The organism is Pseudomonas sp. NPDC086566 (assembly GCF_050280885.1).
Classification (GTDB): Bacteria; Pseudomonadota; Gammaproteobacteria; order Pseudomonadales; family Pseudomonadaceae; genus Aquipseudomonas; species Aquipseudomonas vlassakiae.
This window is the reverse complement of record NZ_JBNNWD010000003.1, coordinates 463,256-489,569: the sequence shown is the minus strand read 5'-3', so window position 1 is coordinate 489,569 and position 26,314 is coordinate 463,256. Positions and strand designations below refer to the sequence as shown.

The 26,314-nt window shown below is 66.0% G+C and carries 25 protein-coding genes; 5 read left to right on the top strand and 20 right to left on the bottom strand.

The annotated features are described in order from the left end of the window. Positions 1–92: 92 nt before the first annotated feature. From ACQKPS_RS09475 to ACQKPS_RS09420, 12 genes are all read right to left on the bottom strand, one after another. Positions 93–752 (bottom strand): hypothetical protein, encoded by a 660-nt coding sequence (locus tag ACQKPS_RS09475; protein WP_427603762.1) that lies wholly within the window; start codon positions 750–752, stop codon positions 93–95. After that, positions 749–1,135 (bottom strand): type II secretion system protein GspM, encoded by a 387-nt coding sequence (gene gspM / locus ACQKPS_RS09470; protein WP_427603761.1) that lies wholly within the window; start codon positions 1,133–1,135, stop codon positions 749–751. The genes ACQKPS_RS09475 and gspM overlap by 4 nt, the downstream gene beginning before the upstream one ends. After that, positions 1,132–2,202, bottom strand: coding sequence for a GspL/Epsl periplasmic domain-containing protein (locus ACQKPS_RS09465; protein ID WP_427603759.1), 1,071 nt, complete (start codon positions 2,200–2,202; stop codon positions 1,132–1,134). The genes gspM and ACQKPS_RS09465 overlap by 4 nt, the downstream gene beginning before the upstream one ends. After that, entirely contained in the window at positions 2,199–2,789 is a 591-nt protein-coding gene (locus ACQKPS_RS09460; RefSeq protein WP_427603758.1) for a PulJ/GspJ family protein, read from the bottom strand. Before ACQKPS_RS09460 ends, ACQKPS_RS09465 begins: the two co-directional genes overlap by 4 nt. A 134-nt stretch (positions 2,790–2,923) precedes the next feature. Continuing rightward, the gene (locus ACQKPS_RS09455) at positions 2,924–3,292 is read right to left on the bottom strand and encodes a type II secretion system protein GspI (protein WP_254483483.1); all 369 of its coding nucleotides are present in this window, start codon (positions 3,290–3,292) and stop codon (positions 2,924–2,926) included. Continuing rightward, the gene (gene gspH, locus ACQKPS_RS09450) at positions 3,289–3,726 is read right to left on the bottom strand and encodes a type II secretion system minor pseudopilin GspH (RefSeq protein ID WP_283723884.1); all 438 of its coding nucleotides are present in this window, start codon (positions 3,724–3,726) and stop codon (positions 3,289–3,291) included. The genes ACQKPS_RS09455 and gspH overlap by 4 nt, the downstream gene beginning before the upstream one ends. A gap of 1 nt (position 3,727) precedes the next feature. Next, on the bottom strand, positions 3,728–4,162 hold the full coding sequence (gspG, locus tag ACQKPS_RS09445; protein ID WP_054886254.1) for a type II secretion system major pseudopilin GspG: 435 nt from the start codon (positions 4,160–4,162) through the stop codon (positions 3,728–3,730). Between the two features lie 17 nt (positions 4,163–4,179). Further along, the gene (gene gspF, locus ACQKPS_RS09440) at positions 4,180–5,382 is read right to left on the bottom strand and encodes a type II secretion system inner membrane protein GspF (protein ID WP_427603755.1); all 1,203 of its coding nucleotides are present in this window, start codon (positions 5,380–5,382) and stop codon (positions 4,180–4,182) included. 3 nt (positions 5,383–5,385) lie between these two features. Continuing rightward, a complete protein-coding gene (locus tag ACQKPS_RS09435) occupies positions 5,386–6,834 on the bottom strand; it encodes a GspE/PulE family protein (RefSeq protein ID WP_254485529.1) in 1,449 nt (482 codons plus the stop codon). Continuing rightward, complete coding sequence (gspD, locus tag ACQKPS_RS09430) at positions 6,834–8,768, bottom strand: type II secretion system secretin GspD (protein ID WP_427603847.1); 1,935 nt, start codon at positions 8,766–8,768, stop codon at positions 6,834–6,836. The genes ACQKPS_RS09435 and gspD overlap by 1 nt, the downstream gene beginning before the upstream one ends. A 21-nt stretch (positions 8,769–8,789) precedes the next feature. Then, positions 8,790–9,215, bottom strand: a complete 426-nt coding sequence (locus ACQKPS_RS09425; protein ID WP_254483479.1) for a pilus assembly protein PilZ — start codon at positions 9,213–9,215, stop codon at positions 8,790–8,792. Beyond that, complete coding sequence (locus tag ACQKPS_RS09420) at positions 9,212–10,852, bottom strand: lipoprotein UxpA (protein ID WP_427603753.1); 1,641 nt, start codon at positions 10,850–10,852, stop codon at positions 9,212–9,214. Before ACQKPS_RS09420 ends, ACQKPS_RS09425 begins: the two co-directional genes overlap by 4 nt. Positions 10,853–11,076: 224 nt before the next feature. Between ACQKPS_RS09420 and ACQKPS_RS09415 the strand changes: the two genes are divergently transcribed. Continuing rightward, positions 11,077–13,146: a PhoX family protein gene (locus tag ACQKPS_RS09415; protein WP_283723889.1), complete on the top strand. Its 2,070-nt coding sequence runs from the start codon at positions 11,077–11,079 to the stop codon at positions 13,144–13,146. A gap of 47 nt (positions 13,147–13,193) precedes the next feature. Here ACQKPS_RS09415 and gspK read toward each other — a convergent pair whose 3' ends face one another. Next, positions 13,194–14,159: a type II secretion system minor pseudopilin GspK gene (gene gspK, locus ACQKPS_RS09410; protein ID WP_254483475.1), complete on the bottom strand. Its 966-nt coding sequence runs from the start codon at positions 14,157–14,159 to the stop codon at positions 13,194–13,196. 145 nt (positions 14,160–14,304) lie between these two features. Between gspK and tatA the strand changes: the two genes are divergently transcribed. The 3 genes from tatA to tatC are packed head-to-tail and all read left to right on the top strand — an operon-like array spanning position 14,305 to position 15,583. Further along, complete coding sequence (gene tatA, locus ACQKPS_RS09405) at positions 14,305–14,538, top strand: twin-arginine translocase TatA/TatE family subunit (RefSeq protein WP_254483474.1); 234 nt, start codon at positions 14,305–14,307, stop codon at positions 14,536–14,538. Next, positions 14,538–14,828 carry a Sec-independent protein translocase protein TatB gene (gene tatB, locus ACQKPS_RS09400; RefSeq protein ID WP_427603750.1) on the top strand — a complete coding sequence of 97 codons (291 nt, stop codon included), beginning with the start codon at positions 14,538–14,540 and terminating at the stop codon, positions 14,826–14,828. The genes tatA and tatB overlap by 1 nt, the downstream gene beginning before the upstream one ends. Beyond that, positions 14,825–15,583, top strand: coding sequence for a twin-arginine translocase subunit TatC (tatC, locus tag ACQKPS_RS09395; protein ID WP_427603748.1), 759 nt, complete (start codon positions 14,825–14,827; stop codon positions 15,581–15,583). The genes tatB and tatC overlap by 4 nt, the downstream gene beginning before the upstream one ends. Before the next feature lie 44 nt (positions 15,584–15,627). Here the strand turns inward: tatC and ACQKPS_RS09390 are convergent, their stop codons facing one another. After that, positions 15,628–15,939: an NGG1p interacting factor NIF3 gene (locus ACQKPS_RS09390; protein WP_254483471.1), complete on the bottom strand. Its 312-nt coding sequence runs from the start codon at positions 15,937–15,939 to the stop codon at positions 15,628–15,630. A 3-nt stretch (positions 15,940–15,942) separates the two neighbouring features. Continuing rightward, positions 15,943–19,842, bottom strand: coding sequence for a phosphoribosylformylglycinamidine synthase (purL, locus tag ACQKPS_RS09385; protein WP_254483470.1), 3,900 nt, complete (start codon positions 19,840–19,842; stop codon positions 15,943–15,945). 234 nt (positions 19,843–20,076) lie between these two features. On the opposite strand from purL, the gene mltF reads away from it, so the two are divergent. Beyond that, entirely contained in the window at positions 20,077–21,534 is a 1,458-nt protein-coding gene (gene mltF / locus ACQKPS_RS09380) for a membrane-bound lytic murein transglycosylase MltF (RefSeq protein ID WP_254483469.1), read from the top strand. A 49-nt stretch (positions 21,535–21,583) separates the two neighbouring features. On the opposite strand, the gene tadA is transcribed toward mltF, so the two are convergent. The 5 genes from tadA to ACQKPS_RS09355 all read right to left on the bottom strand — a co-directional run bounded on the left by tadA (position 21,584) and on the right by ACQKPS_RS09355 (position 26,299). Continuing rightward, positions 21,584–22,063, bottom strand: coding sequence for a tRNA adenosine(34) deaminase TadA (gene tadA / locus ACQKPS_RS09375; protein WP_254483468.1), 480 nt, complete (start codon positions 22,061–22,063; stop codon positions 21,584–21,586). Continuing rightward, complete coding sequence (locus ACQKPS_RS09370; protein WP_254483467.1) at positions 22,063–23,445, bottom strand: multicopper oxidase family protein; 1,383 nt, start codon at positions 23,443–23,445, stop codon at positions 22,063–22,065. Before ACQKPS_RS09370 ends, tadA begins: the two co-directional genes overlap by 1 nt. Positions 23,446–23,551: 106 nt before the next feature. After that, positions 23,552–24,985, bottom strand: a complete 1,434-nt coding sequence (locus tag ACQKPS_RS09365; RefSeq protein WP_427603745.1) for a M48 family metallopeptidase — start codon at positions 24,983–24,985, stop codon at positions 23,552–23,554. After that, on the bottom strand, positions 24,982–25,647 hold the full coding sequence (locus ACQKPS_RS09360) for a hypothetical protein (RefSeq protein WP_427603743.1): 666 nt from the start codon (positions 25,645–25,647) through the stop codon (positions 24,982–24,984). The genes ACQKPS_RS09365 and ACQKPS_RS09360 overlap by 4 nt, the downstream gene beginning before the upstream one ends. Next, the gene (locus tag ACQKPS_RS09355; protein WP_254483463.1) at positions 25,640–26,299 is read right to left on the bottom strand and encodes a hypothetical protein; all 660 of its coding nucleotides are present in this window, start codon (positions 26,297–26,299) and stop codon (positions 25,640–25,642) included. The genes ACQKPS_RS09360 and ACQKPS_RS09355 overlap by 8 nt, the downstream gene beginning before the upstream one ends. Between the last annotated feature and the right edge of the window lie 15 nt (positions 26,300–26,314).

Genomic DNA, 26,314 nt, shown 5'->3' with positions numbered 1-26,314 from the left:
AGCTCGCGATGCGCCGCGCGGGCGGCGCTCGATCTCATAGGCGCTGAAAATGTCGTGGCAGGCACATAGAGGTCCTGACCCAATCCCCCGCCCTACCAACGCACCTCCCGTTGCCCCGCCAGCGCCTGCGGCCCCAGCCACTGTGCGCCACGCAGCAAAGGCGTCAGCGCCGACTCATTGTGCAAATTGAACGTCACTTGCGCCCTGCGCCTCTCCAGGTCGGCCTCCAACTTCAACTCATGCTGCCCCTGCTGCACCAATAGCCCACGCAAGCGCCAGCCAGCAGAGCAATCCATTTCCACCCAGCCCTGCCCCAACCCCAGCGACCACGGCTCACTCAAGGCCAGATCCGTCACGCTCACCCGCCCCTCGCTGCTTCGACACTTGCGCCCCGAACCCTGCATGCGCAGCGCGCCTTGCCACTGCCCGGCCAGGCGGTAATCCGCCAGCACCGTCGCTTGCGAGGCCAAGGCCAAAGCTTCCAGTCGCCAGCGCCATGGCCAGCCTTCGGCGCGCACCTGCCAGCCTTGACCCTGAAAACCGAGCTGTGCGTTGGCCTGCATGCGCCATGGCTGCACCACCCAACGCAGCGGCCCAAGCGGCCCCAGTTGCCGGGCCTGGCCTTGCCACACGCTGCCGCTGACATCACGTGCCGGCAGCCCAGCGCTGCGCATCACCCAGGCAGCCGGTAACTCGACCAACAGGGTCAGCGTGAATACCAACCCGCACCACAGCAGCCCGCGACGGCTCATGGTTGCATCACCAACTCAAAGCGCAGTCCCTTGGCATCCTGCTCCAGCCCCCACTGCAATGGCTGCGCCCCTTCCGCACGCAGGCTCTGTAACCAGCCCTGCAACACGCGCTCGTCCGCTACCTGCCCCCGCAGTTGCCAGCTTTCCCCTTGCACATCGACATCAGCCAGTTCGATTTGCCGCGACTGGGCTGACTGGCGCAGGCGCTCCAGGCTCACGACCGGGCCGCCTTGCACGCTGGCGGCCTGCACTGCCAGCTCACGCCACTGGCTGAGCTCTCGCCATTGCGCCAGGCCTTCGCGCACGGCCAGGAAGGCCAGCAGCAAGCCAATCAGCCCCCATGCAGACCACAGCCGGTGACGCTGCATCCAGTCCCGATTCATGAGGCCGCTCCCAAATCGAACACCACCTGCCGATCCTGTACCTGCACGGCGGCGCCAACTGCTCTGGCCATTTCGGCCCATGGCGGTGCGGCGCCATCGCCGTCCAGGCGCAGGTGCCAGCGTTGCCCATCGAAACGCACGGCGTGCAGCCGCCAGGCGGGATGCTGGCGCAGCCAGGCTTGCAAGCGTGCCTGCAGGTCTTCGAGTTGCCGCTCGCGCAATTGTTGTTGCAGCTGGCTTTCCCGCAGGCCCCTGAGTGCCTGCGCCGCATGCCGGGGGCTGGCCTGTTCACCGGTGACCGCCATTACCTGCGCACGCCAGGTCTGCACCTGGCGCCATTGCTGGGTCAGCCACAGGCCGCCCCATGCACTGGCCAACACCAGGCACGCCGCAAGCAAGCGCAGCTGCTGCCGCGACACACCCGGCAGCGACGGCTGACGGGGGTGATCGAGCAGGCTGGGCAGGTTGTCGAGCGGTGCCAAGGCACTTGGCCAAGTGCCGGACATCACCCTCCGGGACAAACCCGACCAAGGTTGCCGGGGCAGCTCACCCAAGGCAGTGGGCCAGGCCAACCAATGCTCCGGTTCGCCCTCCTCCTGCCCTTTGCACAGCACCATTTCCGGCGTGCGCTGCCACTGCCATGCACTGCCCGGCTCGGGTGTCGGCAGCAACTGGAACTCAGCCCAACAGCTTTCAACCTGCAGCCCCCATTCGGCACATTGCTCGCGCCACGGCTCCAGCAACTGCCGCTCTACCGCCACCAAGCTCAAGTGCCCCGCCTGACGCGACAGGCAGGCACACAGGATCTCATCCGGGCTCTGCAGCAAGCGGTCCTCGAGCAATATCGGCCACTCGTCGCGCTTCAGACCCGGTGGTGCCGCCGACTGAAACAGGCTGCAGCCTTCGCCCGGGACGATCAGTGCCACCCGTGCCTGCAGGTCCGCCGGGGGCTTGCCCTGCCCTTGGCGATGGGCGCCACCCGCTTCGACGAGCAGCCAGTCCCAGACCTCACCCGGGCGCAGCAACAACCACGGTCGCGCCGCCGCTCGACGCCAGTCAAATTTCATGAGCGCCCCCAGGGTAGAACAAAGGTGCAAACATACGGGGCTCCATCACGCTGCAATTCCAGGCGCACGCCACGGCCGGGGTGCGCGGGTTGGTCGGAGGGCCAGGGCAGCCAGCGGCCACCCTGGTGGTAAAGCACATTGATCGCGCTGACCTGCGGCAGTTGCTCGCGCAATGCCCAGCGCGGCTCGCTGGCGGCGTAGAGTTCAGCCGAGCTTTCCAGCAGCAGGCGTTGGCCACGCGCATCGAAACGCAGGCGCTGGCGTTGCAGGCGCGAACCGCCCTCGGCCTCGGGCAAGGCGGCGGCGGCCACCCAAAGCAATTGCTGGCGGTCGGCCTGCCAGTCTAGCCAGCGACTGGTCAGGGGCAGGCGCTGCTCGTACAGTTGGCGCAGCACCGGGCTGTCGAAACGCCGCTCCAGGGCCAGGCAGAACTCCAACACGCTGGTTTGCTGGGTGTTCACCTGCAGCCGCTCGTGTACCTTGAGCCAGCCATTGACCAACGCAGACAGCATGACCCCGAGCAGCGCGGTCAGGGCCATGGCCACCATCAGTTCGATCAGGGTCAAACCTGCCTGGCGCCCATTCATATGGGAGCGGAATCTTGTGGGAGCGGGCTTGACCCGCGAAGCAGGCGACGCGGAGCCTGGCACCGGCTTTGCCGGTGTTCGCGGGGCAAGCCCGCTCCCACAGGAACCGCAGCAGCCTTTGGAAAATGCAGGGTTCATGGGCGCTCCAGAAACAGCGTGTACTGCCCTAGGGGCAGGCGCTGGTCGCGGTCGGCATACAACTGCAATTCGCCACGGCGCAGTCCGCGCACACCGGTGCGGCGCAGCTGCATCTGCCAATGGCAGGCCTGGCCGCCCTGGCTGAGCACACCCTCGACCTGGTCATTGGCCGGCCAGTATCGCTCGACGGTGAAGCGCGCCTGCAGCTCGCGAGCACACAGCACGCCCAAACGATGCTGCTGCACGTTGTCCTGCACCGCCAGGCGCTGGCGCAACACCTGGCTGGTGATGACCGCCAGCACCGCGGCGATCGCCAGGGCCACGGTCACTTCCAGCAAGGTGAACCCGCGCTGCCTGCGTTTCATGGTGCGATCGCCACACGCAGCTGGCCGTCGCGGCCCCACTCCCAACGCTGGCTGCCGCCGGCCCAGCGCCAGCGCACCGAGCCCGGCTGCGCCCAGCCATGCGGGGTAAACAGCACACGCGGCTGGGCGCTGGCCGGCCAGTCCGGACGCAGGCCTTTTGGCCAGTCAGCCGGGGCGCCTGCCTCGACCACCCAGCCCTCGCCGTCACGGCGCACGAACTCAGGCCGCTGGCCAGTCCAGCGCAATCCGCGCAGCTGCCCGGCGTGCCGGGCCAGCGCGGCCTGGGTGCGGGTTTCCGTGGCCAGGCGCTGCAGCGCCTGATCGACGCTGGACTTGCCGCTGTCGAGCCAGGCCACCGCCATACCGCTCATGAGCCCGGCGATGGCCAGTACCACGAGCAATTCGAGCAGGCTGAAGCCGCGCTGGCCTGGCATGTCAGAGGGCCCAGTTGCCCAGATCGGCATCCTGGCCTTCGCCACCGGGCACGCCATCGGCACCCAGCGAATACACATCGACCCGCCCGTGTTCACCTGGCATGCGGTACTGATACGGGGTGCCCCAAGGGTCTTCCGGCAGGCGGCGCACGTAGCCGTCGCTACGCCAGCTGCGTGGCAGCGGTTCCTGGGTCGGCTTCTTTACCAGGGCGGCCAGGCCCTGTTCGTTGCTGGGGAAGCGCAGGTTGTCCAGGCGATACATGTCCAGCGCTTGCTCCAGGGTCGCCAGGTCGGCCATGACCTTCTGTTTCATGGCCTTGTCCTGGTTGCCCAGCACGCTGGGCGCGACCACGGCGATCAGCAGGCCGATGATGAAGATCACCACCATGATTTCCATCAAGGTGAAGCCACGCTGGCGGTTGCGTCGTTGCTGCATCGAAGTGCTCCTTGTGTTCACAATTGCAGGCCCTGGTTGAGTTGCATGATCGGTAACAGCACCGCCAGCACGATGAACAGCACCACGGCGCCCATCACCAGGATCATCAGCGGTTCGAAAAGCGCCATGGCGGTGTCCACCTGGCGGGCGAAGCCGCGCTCCTGGTCGTCGGCCACGCGTTCGAGCATGTCGGCCAGGGTGCCGCTGGCCTCGCCGCTGGCGACCATGTTCACCAGCAGCGGCGGAAATTGCTGGCTGACATCCAGGGCCCGGTGCAGGCTGGTGCCGCCCTGCACCTGCTGGCGCACCTGCTCCATGGCCAGGCGAATGCGCCGGTTGCCGACGGTCTCGGTGGCCACCTGCAGGGCTTCGAGCAGGGCCACGCCACTGCTGCAGAGGATCGCCAGGCTGCGCGCCAGGCGGGCGCTTTCCAGCACCTGCAGCAGCACGCCGAGACGCGGCAGGCGCAGCAGCAGCTCATCGCGGCGCAGGCACCAGTGCGGCTTACGCAGCAGCCAGCTGCCCAGCACAGCGGATACCAGTGCCACGCCCAGCAACCACGGCCCTGCCTGTACCAGGCCCTGGCTCAGCCCGATCAGTAGCGAGGTGATCAGCGGCAGGCTCTGCCCTGCGTGGGCGAACTGCTCGGTGAGTTTGGGCACGACGAACGTCATCAGGCCAACCACCACCGCCAGCGACACGCCCATCAATACGCAGGGGTAGATCAGCGCGGTGCGCGCCTTGTGTTGTTGGCGTTGCACCTGTTCGAGGTGATCGGCCAGGCGGGTCAGCACCTGGGCCAGGCGGCCAGAGCGCTCGCCAGCCTCGACCAGCGCGCAGTACAAACCGGTGAACGGCGCGCCTTGCCGGGCGAGGCTGCGGGCCAGCCCGAGGCCCTCGGCGAGCGAGCCGCGCAAAGCCACCAGCACGGCATGCAGGGCCGGTTCGCGCAGCTGCCGTTCCAGCGTGGCCAGGGCATCGACCAAGGGGATACCCGCGCCGGTCAGCGTCGCCAACTGACGCGTCAGCTCGCACAACTGCGCACGGCTCAGGCGCTGGCGGCGCGGTTGCCGGCTACCGGCCTCATGGCGCTGCAGCTGGCGCGGGAACAGGCCCTGCTCGCGCAGCAACTGGCGCGCATGGCGTTCGCTGTCGGCCTGCAGGCTGGCCTTGTGGGTCTTGCCGGCAAGGTCGACGGCCTGGTAACGGAAGGTCGGCATCGGTCAGCCCTGTACCACGCGCAGCACTTCGGCCAGGCTGGTGTCGCCGCGGGCCAGGCAGTCGCTGGCCATCGCCACCAGGCTTTGCCGGCGCTCGGCCAGGTAGCCCTGCATGGCCAGTTCGCTGGCGCCGTCGTACAGCAGGCCGACCAGGCCGGCGTCCAGCTCGATGAATTCGTATAGCCCAAGGCGCCCGACATAGCCACTGCCCTGGCACTGCTCGCAGCCAACCGCGTGATAGCTGCTGTGCAGCGACGCCAGCTCTGGCCACAGGGCGCGTTCGGCCGCTTGCAATGGCTGCGCAACGGCGCACTGGCACAGGCGCCTGACCAGGCGCTGGGCCAGTACGCCGCGCAGGCACGAGGCGATCAGGAACGGTTCGATGCCCATGTCGCGCAGGCGCGTGACGGCGCCCACCGCGCTGTTGGTGTGCAGCGTCGACAGTACCAGGTGGCCGGTCAGGCTGGCCTGCACGGCGATCTGCGCGGTTTCCTGATCGCGGATCTCCCCGAGCATGATCACGTCCGGGTCCTGGCGCAGAATGGCCCGCAGGCCGCTGGCGAAGGTCAATCCGGCGCGCGGGTTGATGGCGGTCTGGCCAATGCCGGCAATGGCGTATTCGACCGGGTCTTCGACGGTGAGGATGTTGCGGCTGCCGTCGTTGAGGCTGTTGAGGCTGGCGTACAGCGTCGTGGTCTTGCCCGAGCCGGTCGGGCCGGTGGACAGCACGATGCCGTTGGGCCGCGCCAGGCAGCTGCGCAGGCCCTGCAGCACGGCGGCAGGCATGCCCAGGTTGGCAAGTGCCAGCAAGCTGGCCTGCTTGTCGAGCACCCGCATCACCACGCGCTCGCCATGAATGCCGGGCAACGTCGACACCCGCACGTCCACTTCCCGGCCGGCTGCGCGCAAGGTGATGCGGCCATCCTGGGGCTGGCGCTTTTCGGCGATATCCAGCCGCGCCATGACCTTGATCCGCGACACCAGCATCGCCGACAGCGCCCGCGGCGGGCGCAGCACCTCGCGCAGGTGGCCGTCGACGCGCAAGCGCACCACCAGGCTCTGTTCGAAAGTTTCGATATGGATGTCCGACGCACGCAGGCGCAGCGCCTGGCCGAACAGGCCGTTGATCAGGCGGATCACCGGGGCTTCGTCATCGCTTTCGAGCAGGTCTTCGATGCGCGGCATGTCGCTCATCAGGCTGTCCAGGTCGACCTGTTCACCAATGCCTTCGATCAGCGCTTCGGTTGCACCTGCACCTGCCTCATAGAGCTGGCCGAGACGCTCATCGAACGCCGCAGGCTCCAGGTACTCGAGCACCACCGGCCGGCCGTGCACGCGCAGCAATTCCTGCAACTGGTCGCTGTCGGCGTCGCGGCGCAACCACAGGCGCCAGCCTTGCCCGGCCGGTGCCATGGCCAGCCCGGCCTGGCGGGCCAGGCGATAAGGCAGCATCACCAGTTGCCACCTTCGAGGCGCGCGCGGCTGGCGGGGAACACCTGCAGCAACGGGGTGCCTTCGGCCAGGTCCGGCAACTGCAACGGCGTGGTCTGCTGCAGGGTGCGGTACTTGTCTTCGCTGAGGCCGGCCAGGCTCGGCCCGTCGCGCAGGATGCGCGGGCGGATGAACACCATCAGGTTCTGCTTGGTGTTCTTGCTGGCGTCGGACCGGAACAGCCGGCCCAGGTAGGGGATGTCACCGAGCAACGGCACCCGCTGGTCGCTGGTGCTGAGCTCGTCGCTGATCAGGCCGCCGAGGATGACCAGGCCGTTATCCTCGACCATGACCTTGGTCTTGATCTCGCGCTTGTTGGTGATCACGTCGCTGGCGGCACTGGAGTCGGCGATCGACGAAACCTCCTGGACGATATCCAGGCGCACGCTGTTGTCGACGTTGATCTGTGGCTTGATGCGCAGCTTCACCCCCACTTCCTTGCGCTCGATGGTCTGGTAGGGGTTGGCGTTGTTCTGGGTCACCGAGCCGGTCACGAAAGGCACCTCCTGGCCCACCAGGATCGAGGCTTCGGCGTTGTCCAGGGTCAGCAGGGTGGGCGTCGACAGCAGGTTGAAACCGCTCTTGCCCTTGAGTGCGTTGATCAGCATGGCAAAGTTGAAGCCGCCGCCGATGTGGCCAAGGCCGACCGTGGCACCGCTGGTGGACGACAAAAGATCGCCCAGTGCCTCGTTGTCGCCACTGGCGGCGGCACCTGCGATGTTGGCGATGTTCACGCCGTTGCTGCCGAAGTTGACGATGCCGGCGCCGAACTTCTCGTCGGCGAACAGCCACTGCACGCCCAGTTCCTGGGCCTGGGTATCGGACACCTCGGCGATGATCGCCTCGACCACCACCTGGGCACGGCGGATGTCCAGCTGCTCGACGATCGAGCGATAGGCCGCCAGTTCGCTGTCGGGGCCGACCATGACCACGGCGTTGGTGCCCTCTTCGTATTCCAGGCGGATGCCGGAGTCGCTGGCAGCCGCCATCACCGGCCGCTCCTTGCCCTCCCCTTCGCCAGCCGCTTCGCCGGGTACCGCGCCTTCCTGGCTGAGGCCGCGCAACACCTTGACCACTTCGGCGGCATTGGCATGGCGCAGGTACATGACCTGGGTGTTGCTGCTGTGCTGGTTGTCGCTGGGGCGGTCGAGCTGGCCGAGCAATGCTCGCACGCGCTCGGTACTGCCACGGACCAGCAAGGCATTGCTGCGCGGGTCGGCGACCACCTGGGTGCTGTCCGCACCCTGTTCGCGGGCCAGCAGGCGGGTGAGCAACTGCGCGGTGTCGGCAGCGCTGGCATGGCGCAAGGGCATGACCTGCAGCGGCTCGTCGCTCACCTGGTCGAGCTGGCGCAGCAGGCTGTCGATCCGTTCAAGGTTGCTGCGCCAGTCGGTGACCACCAACAGGTTGGCTGCCGGATACGGCGTGATCACACCGACCCTGGGGTCGATCAGCGGCTTGAGGATGCCAAGCATCTGCTCGCTGGCGGCATTACGCACATTGAACACCCGGGTGGCCACGCCATCGCTGCCTGCGCCCGGTTTGCCAGCGGGTTCGACCGGCACCGGCTCCAGGCGCGCGGCCTGGTCGGGGACGATCTTGACGCTGCCGTTGGGCAGGTCGACTGCCGCATAGCCCTGGGCACGCAGCTGGGCGAGGAAGATGTCGTAGATGGCATCGGCGTCGTGGCGGTCGACGGTGCGCACGGTGACCTTGCCCTTGACCCGCGGGTCGACGATGAAGGTGGTGCCAGTGATGCGCGACACGCTGTCGATGAACTCGCCCAGTTCGGTGTCGACGAAGTTCACCTCGTAAAGCGGTGTGCCGTTTTCATCGAAGGTTTCCGGCTCTTGCGCCCAGGCGAGAGACAGGCTCAGGCTCAAGGCTGTGGCCACGCAGTATCTGGCAAACATCATTCATCCTTGCCGCTTGAAGCCGGTCACGGCAGGGCGTGGCGGCCAGGGCAGGCGTTCGCGCCGCCCCTGGTTGTCGAAAATCAGGCCATCGGCATCGATGTCCTGCAACACGATACCCGGCGCCAGGCGTTGGCCACGGCCGAGGGTGCGAACCTGCTGGCCATAGCGCAGCACCACCACGCTGGCCGACAACGGCTGGGCCTTGAGGCCGCCGAGGTACTGCAACGGCAGGCGGGTGATGGCAATCGCGCCGTCATCGACCGCGGGCTGCCAGTGCCCGATCAGCAGGCCAGGTAGCGGTGTGGTGGCGGCCTGCGCCGGGCTGGCCGGTTGCGGCTGGCGCCCAAGTTGCAACACGCACTGGGCGGCCAGCCAGCCGGCCAGGGTCAGCAGGCCGCCAGTCATCAGGCGTGAAGCCCGGCTCACGAAACGGCCTGCCGCGGGTGCCATCCCGGGTGCCCCTGCACGTAGCGCACCTCGGGCAATGGCAACGACGCCAGTTGCCAATCGGCCTTTTGCCGCGCCAGCCAGGCCTCGACCCGCTGCCACAGCGGCTCGCCCGCCGGGGCTTCGAATTGCAGGCCAAAGGTGCGGCACAAGCCCTGCACCGCGTCGATACCGCTCACACGCTTGCCTTGCGGGCTGTAGCTGACACGCCAGGCCAGGCCCTGCCAACGCGGCAGGTCCTGGCTGTTGTCGAGCAGCAACGGGTCGCCGAACAGTTGCTCGGCCGCGTTCTCCAGCACTTGTTCAACTTGCCGGGCCGGGGCCTCGACGACGGGGGCCGGGTAGCCACCGGTCAGGCTGATCAAGTGCTCGCGGGTGATCGCCTCGCCTGCCGCCAAGGGGTAGTCGTAGCGCAGGCCCGGCAGCAGCACCGGCAGGCTGCTGTCATCGGCCAAGGCCTGGTGCAGCAGGCGGTCCCAGCTACCGCCACGGGTATCCCGCCGCCACAAGGCCTGGGGCGCACGCGCCAGTGGCTGGTCGAGCCACGCCGCATGGCCGGCCCGTTGCTCGCGCAGCTCACCCTGCAGTTGGCTGGCGCGCATCTGTGCAGCAGGCGACAGGTAGCGTGCAAAGGCCGGGAAGAACTGCCCGTCGAACTGCCATTGCCCAGCGACCTGCTGGCAACGCAGACGGAATGCGCCGCTGCCGCGGCAGCCGGCAAACAGCACAGGCACCCGACGGCCGCTGGCCTGGGTGGCTTGAACCGGTACCGGCCACAGGTCCTGACCACGAGCACAGAGCAGCACATCGGCTTCGACCAGTCGCTCGGCCAGCCACAGGCCCGGCCCGGTGCCGACATCGGCCATCGCCACGACCAGGTCGGCCTCGCGCCGCGCCTGCTCGAAGGTCGGCAGCAGTGACTGGTACCACTGTTTGAGCGAGCCCTTCTGGTCTTGCGCATAAGGGTCAGTGACACCGACCACGGCGATCCGGGCACCGCCGCGCTCGAATACCTGCAGCGGCTCCAGGCCCAACGATTGGCGCTGCTCGTGCGCCAACCCGGCAGCCAGGGTGACAGCACCAGACTGGCGGTAGAGCGCCGCGCTGCGCTGGGGCCAGAGCACGCGTTCATCGCTGCTGACCCGCGCTTCGCTGCCCAACAACTGACTGCCCTGCACGCCACTCTCGCCTTGGGTGAGGTAGGCCAGGCCGCTACCGTTCCAGCCTTGGCCGTTCTCCAGGGTCAGGCTGTTGCCCGGCCCGGCTTCGTTACGCAATTGCTCCAGCAGCGCACCCAACACGGCGTAACCGCCCAGGGTTGCGCCCGCGGTCTGGTTCGCATCGAGCAACGGTGCCAATTGCGGGTGAGCCAGGCTGGCACTGGCACCGGTCATCCACGGTGCCCGGCCCAGCTGGCTGACGGGGCCCAGGCGCGTGGCTGGCACGACCGGCAAACCGGGCTGGCGCGCATCGAGGGTGTCAGCGATGTACAACAGGTCCACAGTGGCGCTGCCACCACGTTGGCCTGGTAATGCAGAACAGGCGCCGAGCAACGGTGCCAGCGCACCGACACCCATCCAGCTGATCAATTCGCGCCTGTTAACACTACTTGCCATCGGGCCCGCCATCCTTATCCGAGTTCTCGTTGGGCCCCGGATGTTGCGGCGTTGGCATGACAGTTTGATGTCAGAAATCCGACAGACATTCCAAATTGATCTGTCTGTTTTTGAAATAAGAACTTACAGTTTTAAAAACCCGTTCATATTTCTGCCAATGAATCATCACAGTAGCGCCCTAAAGTCGCGGTTTCCTCTAACTCAGCCACTACAAGGACACCCTGATGAGTCGAGATACCGGCGATAACCTGGACCGCAACCAGAGCGGCAACCTGCCGATGGCCAGCGTGATGGACGCCTACCTGAGCCGTCGTAGCGTGATGCGCGGCAGCCTGGGCGCCGCCATCGCCATGATTGCCGGTACCGGCCTGACCGGCTGTTTCGACAGTAGTGGCGGTTCCGATGATGATCCAGCTCCGCAACCGCCGGTAACCGAGCCGACTGAACCGGAAGCCCCGAAACTGGCCCTGGGCTTCCAGTCCATCGCCGGGTCGCGCACCGACGCCTGCGTCGTCGCGGCGGGTTACAGCGCCTACGTGCTGGCGCCTTGGGGCACGCCGCTGAACAGCAACGCCAACCCGTGGAAAGCGGACGGCAGCAACACCTCGACCGACCAGGCCAATGCCATGGGCATGCACCATGACGGCATGCATTTCTTCCCGATCAACGGCAGCTCCGAAGACGGCCTGCTGGCGATCAACTTCGAGTACATCGACACCGCGGCCCTGCACCCCAACGGCCCGACTACCGATGCCAGTGGCAAGCGCCCGGTCGAAGAAGTGCGCAAGGAAATCAACGCCCACGGTGCCGGTGTGGTGCGCCTGCAGAAGGTCAACGGCCGCTGGCAGGTGGTCGACAACGACCCGCTCAACCGCCGCTTCACCACCGCTTCGCGCATGGAGCTTACCGGCCCGCTGCGGGGTACCGACCACGTCAAGACCAAGTACTCGGTCGATGGCACCCACTGCCGCGGCACCAACAACAACTGCGGCAATGGCTACACCCCGTGGGGCACCTACCTGACCTGCGAAGAGAACTGGCCGGGCATCTTCGTCAACAAGGGCACCCGCCCCGAAGACCAGCGCCGCATTGGCGTGGGCACCTCCAGTGGCCAGTACAAGTGGGAAAGCGCTGCCGGAGACAGCAGCGAAGTGGCCGATGAGTTCGCCCGCTTCGATGTCACCGTCAAAGGCGCCAGCGCCACCGACGACTACCGCAACGAAGCCAGCACCTATGGCTACATCGTCGAGATCGACCCGTACAACAGCAACACCCTGGCCACCAAGCGCACCGCGCTGGGCCGCTTCCGCCACGAAGGTTGCTGCCCGGGCCTGCCGGTGGTCGGCAAGCCGCTGGTCTGGTACATGGGTGACGACTCCAACAACGAGTACCTGTACAAGTGGGTTTCCACGGCCGTCTGGGACGCCGCCGACGCCAACCCGGCCGACCGCCTGGCCACCGGGGCCAAGTACCTGGACCAAGGCAAGCTGTACGTTGCCCGCTTCAATGCCGACGGCACCGGCGTGTGGCTGCTGCTCGACGTGAACACTGCCACCACCGCCGGCAGCACCCTCGGTGCGCTGTACGGCGACCTCGCTGGCATCATCCTCAACACCCGGGGTGCCGGTGATGCCGTAGGCGCCACGCCGATGGACCGCCCGGAGTGGACCGCCGTCAACCCGCTCAACGGTGATGCCTACCTGACCCTGACCAACAACAGCGCACGCACCCCGGAAAAGGTCGATGCAGCGAACCCGCGCGGCCCGAACCGCCACGGCCACATCATCCGCTGGCACGACAGCGACGACCAGCTGAGCTTCACCTGGGACATCTTCGTGTTCGGTGCCAACGCTGCCGGTACCGCCGACATCAACCGCTCCGGCCTGACCGAACTGAACCAGTTCGCCAGCCCTGACGGCATGAGTTTCGATAGCCGTGGGGTACTGTGGTTCGAGACCGACAACGGCGAAACCACCCTCACCGACTACACCAACGACCAGCTGCTGGCGGTAATCCCCACCGACCTGGTCGATGCGAGCGGCAAGCAGGTGCCGATCAATGCCCAGAACCAGACGGCCCTGCGGCGCTTCTTCGTCGGGCCGAACGGTTGCGAGGTAACAGGCATCAGCTTCACGCCGGACAACAAGACCCTGTTCATCAACATCCAGCACCCGGATAACTGGCCGTATACCGACAAGGCGACCGATGCGACACCCGCAGGGACCAAGGTGAGGCCACGGGCTACGACGGTGGTGATCCAACGCGATGATGGGGGCGAGATCGGTACTGCCTGATCGAACGGTGCACTGGGGCCGCTTTGCGGCCCCGGCAATCCCAAGCCTCACCAGGCAATCGGCTCACGACTGCGAACCCGAACTTGCTGCGCCGGCACCCGTGCATGCCACTGCACCACCCCTAACGCCTCCACCTGAAACTCACTGCGCATCACCCTGCCCTGCTCCTCGAATGACAGCTGTAACAGGTAGTGCCCACTGTTAAGCAGCAGCCCCTCGCTCAGCCGCTCGAACGTCTCGTCATCCACCGCCCCCAGCGCCTGGCGCAACGCTGCGGCATCCTCATACCCCGAGGCCGGTCGGCCACTGATGATCCGGCTTAGCAACGCACGCGGGTAACGCCCCTCATACAGCGCATCGAGCAACGGCAGCTGCTCCAGCCCCAAGGCATTCGCATTCAGGCGCCAGCCTGTGGTCTGCGGCAAGGCGCACAGCATCGGATAGCGGCGCTGGCGGGAAGCGTCCGGCTCCAGCAGCAGGTTCAGCTCGCTGGTATCGAGCATTGGCTGGTTGGCCGCCAGACGCGGAGGCTGCTGGCGCAGGTACTGGGCGCTTTCGGCACCCTGCAGGCGGGCATCGCTGTCACTGTCCAGCCAGTCGGCCAAGGCATCGACCAGACGTTCGGCGGCCATGTCGTCACCCAGCAGGCGCTTCAGTTGGCGCTCTGCGCGCTCGCCGTCGGCCCCCAGCAGCGCATTCACGTTGAAGCAGGTGTGCTGGTCCCGCACCCGCAGCTGCGCCTGGCCGGCGCCAAAATCGTACTTCAACGGTTGCCCGCGCAGGGCCTGCCAGAACAACGGGCTGAGCCGCCAGGCCGGGTCACGCAGGGCCTGTTCGGCATAGGCCAGGCCAGCCTGCTCCATGGCTCGCACCTGCACCCGCTGACGCAACAGCTGCACCTCATCCACCTGACGGCGGCCATCTTCTACCAGCCAGGCCATGCCGGCGGCGAGCATGGCCAGCACCACCATCACCATCAGCAGTGCCGCACCCTGCTGTCGCTTGCCGTACATCCGCGCGCATCCTTTTCGTCGATGAGGGCGCCAGTCAACACGCCAGTTGTTGCAGTCAGGTTGCAACGGCCCTGCAGTCATCTGGGTGTCATCTGTGCGCGGCAGGATTGGCTTTCATTTTCATGACCTTACAGGAGTGGTCGAAATGGGTGGCATCGGTATCTGGCAACTGCTGATCGTACTGCTGATTGTGTTCCTGCTATTTGGCACCAAGCGCCTCAAGGGGCTGGGCAGCGATGTCGGCGAAGCGATCCAGGGCTTTCGCAAGTCCATGGGCGGCGATCATGACGTCAACGCCCCGGGAGCCGCTCAAGTGCAACAACAGCCACCGGTAACCGCTCAGGCTGCACACCAGCCGCAAGCGGATCGCCAAGCCTGATGTTCGAGGTAGGTTTCAGCGAGCTCTTGCTGGTAGGGATCGTCGCACTGCTGGTGCTGGGCCCGGAGCGCCTGCCGATTGCGGCGCGCGCCCTGGGCCGCGGCCTGGGCCAGGCGCGCCGGGCCATGAACGGTCTGCGCGCGCAGATGGAGCGCGAGCTCGACATGCCCAACCTGGACAGCACGCCCTTGCAGCGCCTGGAGCAGGAAATCCGCCAGGGCATCAGCCTCACGGCAGAACCGGTGAATGGCAGCTTACCCAGTACCAGCGCCCGGGAGAGCACCCCATGAGCCTTGCCATGGACCCGGCGGCACGCATGCCACTGACTGACCACCTGCGCGACCTGCGCAAGCGCCTGGTGCGCTGCCTGTTGCTGCTGGCCGTGGTGTTTGCCGGGCTGTTCCCCTTCGCCCAGCAGCTATACACGCTGATTTCGGAACCCCTGCGCCGCTTTCTTCCGGAAGGCGCCAGCATGATCGCCACCAGCGTCACCTCGCCGTTTCTCACACCTTTCAAGCTGACGGCGATGTGCGCACTGTTCGTCGCCATGCCGCTGTTGCTGCATCAGGCCTGGGGGTTTCTCGCCCCTGGCCTGTACCGCCGCGAGCGGCGCATCGCCCTGCCGTTGCTGGTGTCGAGCATCGTGCTGTTCTATGCCGGCATGGCCTTCGCGTTCTACCTGGTGTTCCCGATGATGTTCGGCTTCTTTGCCAGCGTGACACCCGACGGCGTGGCGATGATGACCGACATCAGCCAGTACCTGGACTTCATCCTGGCGCTGTTCCTGGCGTTCGGCCTGGCCTTCGAGATCCCGGTGGCGACCTTCATCGTGGTCTGGGTGGGGTTGGCCGATGTGGCCACGTTACGGCGCAGCAGGCCCTACGTGATCGTAGGCTGCTTTGTGGTGGGGATGATTCTGACGCCGCCGGACGTGTTTTCGCAGACCATGCTGGCGGTGCCGATGTGGGTGCTGTTCGAGGTGGGGTTGCTGGCGTGTGCCTGGTTGAAGCGGCCTGAACAGACCCGGGAAATCGTCGCTGGCTGATAGGGCCTCTTCGCGGGTAAACCCGCGAAGAGCCACGATGCGGTCTAGAACTCGGCGAGCCGCCAGACTTCATAGGCCGGCGTTTCGTACGGGTGGCTCTGCTTGAGGGCGGTGACAACCTGAGGGATCAGGTCGTCAGCCACCACCAGCTCCACCTTCCACTCCTCGACCACCTCGACCTGGCCGGTTTGCCCGAGAAACGGCTGGCTGCCGTCCAACGGCCGAAACTGGCCCTGGCCCAAGGTCTGCCAGGCACAGTGGTCGTAGTCGCCGATACGCCCGCCACCGGCGGCGAACACGGCGGCCTTGACCGCTTCAACGTGGCTGGCCGGGACGAAGAAGGCGAGCTTGTACACGCCTTAGTTCACCCACACGCGCGCATTGCGGAACATACGCATCAGCGCGGCGTCTTCCTGCCACTCATCCGGGCGCCAGGAGTTCTGCACGGCGCGGAACATACGCTCCGGGTGCGGCATCATGATGGTCACGCGGCCGTCGCGGTTGGTCAGGCCGGTGATACCACGCGGCGAGCCGTTCGGGTTGGCCGGGTAGGCCTCGGTGACCTTGCCGTGGTTGTCGACGTAGCGCAGCGCCACGCAGCCGGAAACGTCGGCTGCCAGCAGTGCCTCTTCGCTGGCGAACTCGGCATGGCCTTCACCGTGAGCGATGGCGATCGGCATGCGCGAACCGGCCATGCCCTGCAGGAAGATCGAGTTGGACTTCTGCACCTCGACCATGGCCACGCGCGCCTCGAACTGCTCCGAGCGGTTGCGCACGAAATGCGGCCAGTGCTCGGTGCCCGGGATCAGCTCGTGCAGGTTGGACATCATCTGGCAACCGTTGCACACGCCCAGGGCGAAGCTGTCGCTACGCGCGAAGAAGGCCTGGAAGGCATCGCGGGCGCGGCTGTTGAACAGCGCCGACTTGGCCCAGCCCTCACCCGCGCCGAGCACGTCACCGTAGGAGAAACCACCACAGGCGACCAGGCCCTTGAAGGCTTCGAAGTCGACGCGGCCGGCGAGGATGTCGCTCATGTGTACGTCGATCGCGGCAAAGCCTGCGCGGTCGAAGGCGGCAGCCATCTCGACCTGGCCGTTGACGCCCTGTTCGCGCAGGATCGCCACTTGCGGGCGCACGCCCTTCTTGATGTAAGGCGCGGCAACGTCGTCGTTGACGTCGTAGCCCAGCTTGACCGACAGGCCAGGGTTGTCTTCTTCCAGCAGCAGGTCGAATTCCTGGTCGGCGCAGTCGGCGTTGTCGCGCAGGCGCTGGATCTGGTAGCTGGTTTCGGCCCACTGGCGCTGCAGCATGCGACGGTCGTCGTCGAACAGCACTTCGCCATTGAGGCTGATGGACACTTCACCGTTGTTGATCGGCTTGCCGATCACCGCAACGCACTCTTCGCCCAGGCCAGCAGCGCTGAACTGTGCCAGTACGTCCGGAGTGGCATCCTGGCGAACCTGGATGACCGCACCCAGCTCTTCGTTGAAGAGGATGGCAGCCACGTCGGCCTTGCTGTCGGTCAGCGGGTCGAGTTGCAGGTCGAGGCCGCAATGGCCGGCGAAGGCCATTTCCAGCACGGTGGTCAGCAGGCCGCCGTCGGAGCGGTCGTGGTAGGCCAGCAGGTGGCCATCGGCGTTCAGGCCCTGGATCACGGCGAAGAACGCCTTGAGGTCTTCGGCGTCGTCGACGTCCGGTGCCTGGGCGGCGATCTTGCCGTAGGTCTGGGCCAGGATCGAGGCGCCCATGCGGTTCTTGCCGCGGCCCAGGTCGATCAGGATCAGGTCGGTCTCGCCCTTGTCCATGCGCAGTTGCGGGGTCAGGGTCTGGCGAATGTCGGTAACCGGGGCAAAGCCGGTGATGATCAGCGACATCGGCGAGGTAACGCTCTTCTCGACGCCCTCTTCGCTCCACTTGGTCTTCATCGACATCGAGTCTTTGCCGACCGGAATGGTGATGCCCAGCTCCGGGCACAGCTCCATGCCGACCGCCTTGACGGTGTCGTACAGGCGCGCGTCTTCACCTGGGTGGCCGGCGGCGGACATCCAGTTGGCCGACAGTTTGATGTCGGACAGCTTATCGATGCGCGCAGCAGCCAGGTTGGTGATGGTCTCGCCGATTGCCATGCGGCCGGAAGCCGGGGCATCCAGCAGGGCCAGCGGCGTGCGCTCGCCCATGGCCATGGCTTCGCCGGTGTACACGTCGAAGCTGGTGGCGGTGACGGCGCAGTCGGCCACCGGGACCTGCCAAGGGCCGACCATCTGGTCGCGGGCTACCAGGCCGGTGATGGTGCGGTCGCCGATGGTGATCAGGAAGCTCTTGCTGGCCACGGCTGGGTGGCTGAGCACCCGCTGCACGGCAGCGTCCAGGTCCAGCTGGCTCGGGTCGAAATCATCGCCCAGTTCGGCTTCGCGGGTGACCGAGCGGTGCATGCGTGGCGGCTTGCCCAACAGCACGTCGAGCGGCATGTCCACCGGGGTGTTGCCGAAGTGGCTGTCGCTGACGGTCAGGTGCGGCTCTTCAGTCGCTTCACCGACCACGGCGAACGGGCAACGCTCACGTTCGCAGATGGCCTGGAAGCGCTCGAAATCGACGGCGCTGACGGCCAGCACATAACGCTCTTGCGATTCGTTGCTCCAGATTTCGTGCGGGGCCATGCCCGGCTCGTCGTTGGGCACGTTGCGCAGTTCGAAGCGGCCGCCACGGCCACCGTCGTTGACCAGTTCAGGGAAGGCGTTGGAAATGCCACCGGCACCCACGTCGTGGATGAAGGCGATCGGGTTCTTGTCGCCCAGCTGCCAGCAGCGGTCGATGACTTCCTGGCAACGGCGCTCCATTTCAGGGTTTTCGCGCTGCACCGAGGCGAAGTCCAGGTCTGCCGAGCTGGCACCGGTGGCCACCGACGAGGCGGCGCCGCCACCCAGGCCGATCAGCATGGCCGGGCCACCGAGCACGATCAGCTTGGCGCCGACGGTGATCTCGCCCTTCTGTACGTGGCCTTCACGGATGTTGCCCATGCCGCCGGCAAGCATGATCGGCTTGTGGTAGCCGCGCACTTCTTCACCGTGCGGGGTGTCGATGGCCTGCTCGAAGGTACGGAAGTAGCCGGTCAGGGCCGGGCGACCGAATTCGTTGTTGAACGCGGCGCCGCCCAGCGGGCCTTCGATCATGATGTCGAGGGCGTCGACGATGCGCTCAGGCTTGCCGTAGGCCTGCTCCCATGGCTGTTCGAAGCCCGGGATGCGCAGGTTGGACACGGTGAAACCGGTCAGGCCGGCCTTTGGCTTGGCGCCACGGCCGGTCGCGCCTTCGTCGCGGATCTCGCCACCGGAACCAGTGGAGGCGCCGGAGAACGGGGCGATGGCGGTCGGGTGGTTGTGCGTCTCGACCTTCATCAGGATGTGCACCGGCTCCTTCACCGCGCCGTACTGGCGGGTTTCCGGGTTCGGGAAGAAGCGGCCGGCAACGCTGCCGACGATCACCGAGGCGTTGTCCTTGTAAGCCGACAGCACGCCCTCGTTGTGCATCTGATAGGTGTTCTTGATCATGCCGAACAGGCTCTTTTCCTGAGCCTGGCCGTCGATGTCCCAACTGGCGTTGAAGATCTTGTGGCGGCAGTGCTCGGAGTTGGCCTGGGCGAACATCATCAGTTCGATGTCGTTCGGGTTGCGCTTTAGCCCCTGGAAGGCGTTGACCAGGTAGTCGATCTCGTCTTCGGCCAGGGCCAGGCCCAGGTCGATGTTGGCCTGGGCCAGGGCGGCGCGGCCACCGCCGAGGATGTCGACCGACGTCATCGGCTTGGGCTGGGCATGGCTGAACAGGTCGGCGGCCTGCTCCAGCTTGGCCAGCACGCGCTGGGTCATGCGGTCGTGCAGTTCGGCGGCGATCAGCTCGGCGTCGGCCTCGCTCAGGTTGCCAGCCACGTAGTAGGCGATGCCGCGCTCCAGGCGCTGAATCGACTGCAGACCGCAATTATGGGCGATGTCGCTGGCCTTGCTGGCCCACGGCGAGATGGTGCCCAGGCGCGGCACGACCAGGAACAGGCGGCCGGTCGGCTCCTGTACCGGCACGCTCGGGCCGTATTTGAGCAGACGGCCCAGCACCTGCTGCTGGTCGGCGGTCAGCTCGCCGTCAACGTCGGCGAAGTGGGCGAATTCGGCATACAAACCAGTAACAGCGGGGACTTTCTGGCTCAGTTGCTCGAGTAATTTACCGTGGCGAAAGGCAGAAAGGGCAGGAGCGCCGCGCAGGATCAACATCGTCGGGACAGCCTCAGGAAGGGGTGTGCTTAGAGGCCGTGCATTCTAGCCTAATTCGATGGCTTTCGGCACCCGCTCTAAGCCATGGCTGCCGGGCGGCTGAACCGGACTTCGGGGTCAAATTTTCGCAGCGTGGCCGCCTTGACGCCAGCCCCCAACCACACAACCCGCTACCAGACAAGCTAACAGTTGTCGAGATATGGCTGTGCCGGTCCTTTGCGTATACTGCAACCTATGTTCGCCCACACTGCTTTGCGCCAGCGTTGCGCCAGATGGCTAATCGCAACCGGACTCTTTCTGCTACTCGGTGCCTGCGTTGAAAAACCCAGCACCCTCGAGCGCGTGAAGGAGGACGGCGTGCTGCGCGTCATTACCCGTAACAGCCCGGCCACCTACTTCCAGGATCGCAACGGCGAAACCGGCTTCGAGTACGAGCTGGTCCAGCATTTCGCCGACGACCTCGGCGTCAAACTGCAGATCGAGACCGCCGACAACCTCGACGAACTGTACGATTCGCTCGGCAAACCTTCCGGCCCGGTGCTGGCGGCTGCCGGCCTGGTCAGCAGCGACCGGCGCAAGGCCCAGGTCAAGTACTCGCACCCTTACCTGGAAGTGACCCCGCAGGTCATCTACCGCAACGGCCGCCCGCGCCCCACCGACGCCAAGGGCCTGGCCGGCAAGAAGATCATGGTGCTCAAGGGCAGTAGCCACGCCGACCAGCTGGCCGAACTGAAAAAACAGTATCCGGGCCTGGAATACGAAGAATCCGACGCCGTTGAAGTGGTCGACCTGCTGCGCATGGTCGACGAAGGGCAGATCGACCTGACCCTGGTCGATTCCAATGAACTGGCGATGAACCAGGTGTACTTCCCCAACGTGCGGGTCGCCTTCGACCTGGGCGACACCCGCGACCAGCGCTGGGCGGTGGCGGCGGGTGATGACAACAGCCTGCTCAACGAAATCAACGAATTCCTCGACAAGGCGCAGAAGAACGGCACCCTGCAGCGCCTGAAGGACCGTTATTACGGCCATGTCGACGTGCTCGGCTACGTCGGCGCCTACACCTTCGCCCAGCACCTCCAGCAACGCCTGCCCAAGTACGAGAAACACTTCAAGAGCTACGCCAAGGTCGAACAGGTCGATTGGCGCCTGCTGGCCGCGATCGGCTACCAGGAATCGATGTGGCAGCCTGAAGTCACCTCCAAGACCGGTGTGCGCGGCCTGATGATGCTGACCCAGCGCACGGCCCAGGCCATGGGCGTGTCCAACCGCCTGGACCCGAAGCAGAGCATCCAGGGTGGCGCCAAGTACTTCATGAAGATCAAGGAAGAACTCGACGACAGCATCCAGGAACCGGACCGCACCTGGTTCGCCCTGGCCGCCTACAACGTCGGCACCGGCCACCTGGAAGACGCCCGCACCCTGGCCAAGCGTGAGAAGCTCAACCCGAACAAGTGGCTGGATGTGAAGAAGATGCTGCCGCGCCTGGCGCAGAAGCAGTGGTACCGGCAGACCAAGTACGGTTATGCCCGCGGTGGCGAGCCGGTGCACTTCGTGGCCAACATCCGCCGTTACTACGACATCCTCACCTGGGTGACCCAACCGCAGCTTGAAGGCCAGGTGGCCGAAGGCAGCCTGCATGTGCCAGGGGTGAACAAGGACAAGCCGGCTGACCAGTCGCCGCCGATGTAAGCCTGTCCTGGCCTCTTCGCGAGTAAACCCGCCAAGAGGCCGGAACAGGCTAGCCCTTGGCTCGGCGGGCCTTGAAGAAGTCGCTCAGGATCTGCCCGCACTCCTCTGCCAGCACCCCGCCCTCCACCATCACCCGATGGTTGAGAAAGCCCTGCCCGAAGAACTGCCCCTGGCTCTGCACGATGCCAGCCTTGGGCTCCAGTGCGCCATACACCACCCGCATCACCCGCGAATGCACGATCAGCCCCGCGCACATGCTGCACGGCTCCAGCGTCACGTACAGCGTGCTGCCCGGCAGCCGGTAGTTGCAGGCCGCCTTGGCAGCGGCGCGAATGGCGACCATTTCGGCATGGGCGCTGGGGTCACTGTCGACGATCGGCCGGTTGAAGCCCTGGCCGATCACCTGGCCATGCTGCACCAGCACCGCGCCAACCGGCACCTCGCCCATGGCCGCGCCCTCGGCGGCCAGGGCCAGGGCCAGGCGCATGAATTCCTGATCGCGGCTGCGGTCGATGATCTGCGGGCGCATCAGACCACCGCGATCGCGGCCATCAGGCCGGTTTCCATGTGGTCGATGACATGGCAGTGGAACATCCAGGTGCCCGGGTTATCCGCCACCAGTGCGACCTGGGCACGTTCGTTCTTGCCCAGCAGATAGGTGTCGGTGAAGTAAGGCTCGGGGATTTGCCGGCGATTGGAGCCGATCACCTTGAAACTCATGCCGTGCAGGTGCACCGGGTGCTGGTACTGGGTCATGTTCTTCAGCTCGAAGATGTAGCTCTGGCCCTTCTTCAGCGTGGCGATCGGCCGGTCAGCGCAGGTTTTGTCAGTGATGTCCCAGGCCTGGCCGTTGATCTGCCACATGCTCGACGGTTTGTCTGGATTGCTGTCAACCGAGACGCTCGCCGCCCATTCGAAATTGAAGTTGAGCTTCTCGGCATTCTCCAGGTCCGGCTCGGCGATCGGGTTCGCCGGCAGTGCCTTGGGCCATTCGCCGGGAGCTTCGGTACTGGCCACCGAACGCAAGGTGCCCAGGCGCACGAAACCGTCGCGCAGGGAAACTTCCTCGCCCGCTTCGGGAATGCGGATGGCCAGGCAGATGCGCATGCCCGGGCCCAGCCAGTATTCCTCATCCAGCGCCCGCGGGGTCACCGGGTTGCCATCGAGGGCATAGATTTTCGCCTCGCAGTTGCCCTTGAGGTTGAGGCGGTAGGTCCAGGTGTTGTCCAGGTTCAGCACGCGCACGCGCACCACCTGCCCGGCTGGCAGCTCGGTGATCGAGTCGGCCTGGCCATTGATGGTGATCAGCCGCCCGGCAGTACCGTTGCGTGCGGCCTCGCGGGGGATGCTGAAGGGCAGCCAGCCGCCCTGCTCGTCGACGTGCCAGTTCTTCAGGCTCAGGGTGCGTTCGTGCCTGAACCCGGTCGGCTCGCGCTCCTCGACGATCAGCGGACCGACCAGACCCCGCCCAAGCTCTTCGGAACTGCTGACATGGGGGTGGTACCAGAAGCTGCCGGCATCCGGCACGCGGAACTTGTAGTCGAAGTACTCGCCCGGCTTGACCGGCAACTGCGAAACGTAGGGCACGCCGTCCATTTCCAGCGGCAGGCGGATGCCGTGCCAGTGGATGGTGGTTTCCACCGGCAGGTGGTTGATGAAGCGCACCCGCAGCCAGGTGCCCTGGCGCACCCGCAGCTCGGTGCCCGGCGCCGAAGGGCCGAAGGCCCAGGCCTCGGTCTTGTACCCCGGCACCAGCTCGACGTCCAGCGGCGCAGCGATCAGTTCGTAGTCATGCCCGGCGTTATCGTCCTCGACCTTGCCCAGCCAGTAACGCGCCGCGCCACCGGCGCCCAGGCCAACCACAACCAGGCCGGTCAGGCCCTTGAGCATTTGTCGACGGGTGAAGGACATCGGTGCGGGTACCTCGCGTTCTGCGCAATCAAGCTGCCAGGCTGGGGCTGGCTATGAAGGGCGAATACGATACACCTGCAAATGGGAAATATTAAGTGAAGTCTCTCTATACCCTGATGCCAGGAGCGCCGCAGAGATAGTTGAACCATTGCCGGTCGTGCTCAGAAGGGGCGCGCATGGCAGCCTGCAGCAGCGCGGCGTCAAGCATCACGTCCAGATTGTCGAGGCGCGCGGCAATCGGCGGGTGCGTGTCGAAGGGATGGGGCATGGTCAGCCCGAGCACGTCCTCGTCCAGGTGCAACGGCGTGCGCTGCAGCGACTGGGTCAGCGCCGCAAGCAGCCCTTCGCCACCGCGTTCCAGCAACAAGGCGTCGACCACCCTGCCCAGGGCGATCGCCCGCAGCAGCGCCTGAACGAACAGCTTCGGGCCATGCACCTCGGCCCCGGCTCGATCCGCCAACAATTCCTGCGCGCGCCCCCAATGATGCACTGCGACCTGAAAGTGATGGAGAAACTGCCCGGCCATCCACACGACTGGCCGGGCCACCCAGTCCACGGCCCGCTCGGCGACGACCATGGCCGAGAACTGTGCGCACATCAAGCTGAAGCATGCATTGATCTCGCTGCCCTGCTCCGTGTCGCGGCTACGGAAATGGCCGAGCTCATGACCGATGATCGCGGCAGCCTCTTGCTGGCTCAGGACGTTGAGACACGGCAATGACAGGTACAAGGTTCGCCCGCTGAGCATCGCCTGGTCGGGCTGCAGCACAATCGGCACGCTGGTGACGAAAAAGCCCTGGTCGATGCCGACCACGATATGGTCCGGCACTGGCGCGTGCAACTGCGCAGCCAGGCCTTCGACCCACTGCCACAGCGCCGGAGCCCCCTGCCGCCCGAGCTCCCGGCCGAGAAAGCTCGCGCTCGACAGCCCCATCCGCGGCCACTGCTGGCGCATTCGCCACAGGGTACGCAGGCAGACGGCCAGGACTGACGCCAGCGGCAATACCACGACCAGGACGGTCAAGCCACCCTGCGCAGCGTGGCTCAAGCCGGCGCTGGTTTCATAGAGCAGTACAAGGCACAGCGAGCCTGCGAGCAGGCCCATGTAGGCGCTCAGCCAACGCCCCAGCACCCGCCAGCTGGCCGTCATGCGCTGATGCAGGTAATGCGCCGAGCGCAACGCGCGCCAGGCGTCGACCCTGAGCCTGAGCCAGGCGCCAACGCCGGCGACCAGAGCGCCCAGTGCCAGCCAGCCGCTGAAGCTGGCCATCCACTTGCGCATGCTCAACCAATGACGGTCGTTGTCGAGTTCGTCCAGCTGCCGCTGCAGCACCTCGCGCGTGTCGACGCGCCCGGCAAACTGCTTGCGTGCGGCCCAAGGCAGCGCCTGCAGCAGGGTATCGCTGGGTGCCGCCAGCCATTGCCGGGTGATGCGCGCCTGCTCTTGCGCCGTCTCGGCCCGCCAGTGCTGCACAGTGGCCCAGCCGAACAGCGCCAGCGGCAAGAGCAACATGACCAGCCCCCAACCCAGGCGCTTCATGGAGCCTTTACCCCCACGCGTGCCACGCCCGGAAACAGCTGTGCCAGGGTGTGCCTGGCCTGCGCGGCCTGCAGGTACGCATAGAGCAGGTCCACCAGCGCCTGCAGGTCAAGGCGACGCCCGTTCACTACGGGTGTGCACAGCCACAAACGCACGCGCAAGCCACCGGCTACGGTGATTGCGTCAGGCGAGGCCAGCCCTTTGAAACTGGCCGGAAGCAGCGCGGGCGCGAGGCTGGACGCCGCCATCGTGAAAATCAGGCGGGTGCTGAAATAACCCTGCTCGACCTCGAAGCCGTCGAACGCATGCAGAGGTGTCGGTGCCTGGGCATTGGCAAAGCACAGGGTATCGGGTGTCACGCTCAATACCCGCTTGCCCTGCCGGCGGCACAGCGCGGCGGCGCAGGCCAGAACGGCCAGGCCCACAGCGACCAGGCCAAGGCCGCAGCCCGAAAGCAGCCACAGCACGCCACCGCTGGCCTGAGGGCCAAACAGCAACGCCAGCCAGACCAGCCAGGCGCCCAGGGCGCAAAGCAACAGAGCGGTCATGGCGCACGCCAGCACCTTGCCGTGCGAACGCTCCAGCAGATCGAAGCTGTCGCGGGGGCCGTCGGCCTGTGCCTGCAGGTACGCCAGATGCGCTTCGCGCTCGGCGTTATCCATCTGCCTGCATCAGCTCCAGTTGCCGCTGCGCGTGGGCCGCATCACGGTAGGCCGCCAGCATTGCGAGCACTTCCTCGTTGTCCAGCTTGCGACCATTACAGGCCAGGCCAGCGGACATGATACGGATTTGCGGCCGTGGTTTTTTCAGTGCCATCGCCTGATTGCCGAAGAACTGCAGCTTGACCACACGATGCTTCGGCAGCGCGGCTTCGCTGCTCATTTCCAGCGTCTGCACCATCACCAGGCCTTCATCCTTGACCGCGATGTCCTCGACTTCGGCCATATCGACCGGGGCGTCCAGCGTATCGACGAACAGCTGCCGGCGAGTCAGGCGCATGAACACCTGGGTGCCGGCGTTGCGGTGCTGCCAGGTCACCGCGGCGGCAATGCAGACGATGAACACACCTGCGGCGACCGCCCCCATGCGTTGCAGATTGAAGGTGACGCCCAGAAGGATCAGGGCGCCCACCAGGAATATCGGCCCCCAGACCTTGTAACGGCGGGAATTGGTGAACTCGCTTTGCGGCGGTACGCGCTCGATCACCTGCTTGAGTTCGGCGATGACCCGGTCGCGCTGGGCAGCACGGGATTGCTCATAGTCTTCGCCGAGCGAGCCGGAGAGGTCTGCGAGCGGATCGGTAGGTTTATCCATGATCAATCTTCCCCC

Coding starts and splice junctions, on each gene's coding strand:
- ACQKPS_RS09460 (WP_427603758.1), bottom strand. CDS start 2,789: ATGAATGGGCGCCAGGCAGGTTTGACCCTGATCGAACTGATGGTGGCC.
- tatB (WP_427603750.1), top strand. CDS start 14,538: ATGTTCGAGGTAGGTTTCAGCGAGCTCTTGCTGGTAGGGATCGTCGCA.
- gspF (WP_427603755.1), bottom strand. CDS start 5,382: ATGCCGACCTTCCGTTACCAGGCCGTCGACCTTGCCGGCAAGACCCAC.
- tatC (WP_427603748.1), top strand. CDS start 14,825: ATGAGCCTTGCCATGGACCCGGCGGCACGCATGCCACTGACTGACCAC.
- ACQKPS_RS09360 (WP_427603743.1), bottom strand. CDS start 25,647: ATGGATAACGCCGAGCGCGAAGCGCATCTGGCGTACCTGCAGGCACAG.
- purL (WP_254483470.1), bottom strand. CDS start 19,842: ATGTTGATCCTGCGCGGCGCTCCTGCCCTTTCTGCCTTTCGCCACGGT.
- ACQKPS_RS09475 (WP_427603762.1), bottom strand. CDS start 752: ATGAGCCGTCGCGGGCTGCTGTGGTGCGGGTTGGTATTCACGCTGACC.
- ACQKPS_RS09355 (WP_254483463.1), bottom strand. CDS start 26,299: ATGGATAAACCTACCGATCCGCTCGCAGACCTCTCCGGCTCGCTCGGC.
- ACQKPS_RS09415 (WP_283723889.1), top strand. CDS start 11,077: ATGAGTCGAGATACCGGCGATAACCTGGACCGCAACCAGAGCGGCAAC.
- ACQKPS_RS09465 (WP_427603759.1), bottom strand. CDS start 2,202: ATGAAATTTGACTGGCGTCGAGCGGCGGCGCGACCGTGGTTGTTGCTG.
- ACQKPS_RS09420 (WP_427603753.1), bottom strand. CDS start 10,852: ATGGCAAGTAGTGTTAACAGGCGCGAATTGATCAGCTGGATGGGTGTC.
- ACQKPS_RS09455 (WP_254483483.1), bottom strand. CDS start 3,292: ATGAAACGCAGGCAGCGCGGGTTCACCTTGCTGGAAGTGACCGTGGCC.
- gspG (WP_054886254.1), bottom strand. CDS start 4,162: ATGCAGCAACGACGCAACCGCCAGCGTGGCTTCACCTTGATGGAAATC.
- gspM (WP_427603761.1), bottom strand. CDS start 1,135: ATGAATCGGGACTGGATGCAGCGTCACCGGCTGTGGTCTGCATGGGGG.
- tatA (WP_254483474.1), top strand. CDS start 14,305: ATGGGTGGCATCGGTATCTGGCAACTGCTGATCGTACTGCTGATTGTG.
- gspK (WP_254483475.1), bottom strand. CDS start 14,159: ATGTACGGCAAGCGACAGCAGGGTGCGGCACTGCTGATGGTGATGGTG.
- tadA (WP_254483468.1), bottom strand. CDS start 22,063: ATGCGCCCGCAGATCATCGACCGCAGCCGCGATCAGGAATTCATGCGC.
- ACQKPS_RS09435 (WP_254485529.1), bottom strand. CDS start 6,834: ATGCTGCCTTATCGCCTGGCCCGCCAGGCCGGGCTGGCCATGGCACCG.
- gspH (WP_283723884.1), bottom strand. CDS start 3,726: ATGCCAGGCCAGCGCGGCTTCAGCCTGCTCGAATTGCTCGTGGTACTG.
- ACQKPS_RS09365 (WP_427603745.1), bottom strand. CDS start 24,985: ATGAAGCGCCTGGGTTGGGGGCTGGTCATGTTGCTCTTGCCGCTGGCG.
- mltF (WP_254483469.1), top strand. CDS start 20,077: ATGTTCGCCCACACTGCTTTGCGCCAGCGTTGCGCCAGATGGCTAATC.
- ACQKPS_RS09370 (WP_254483467.1), bottom strand. CDS start 23,445: ATGTCCTTCACCCGTCGACAAATGCTCAAGGGCCTGACCGGCCTGGTT.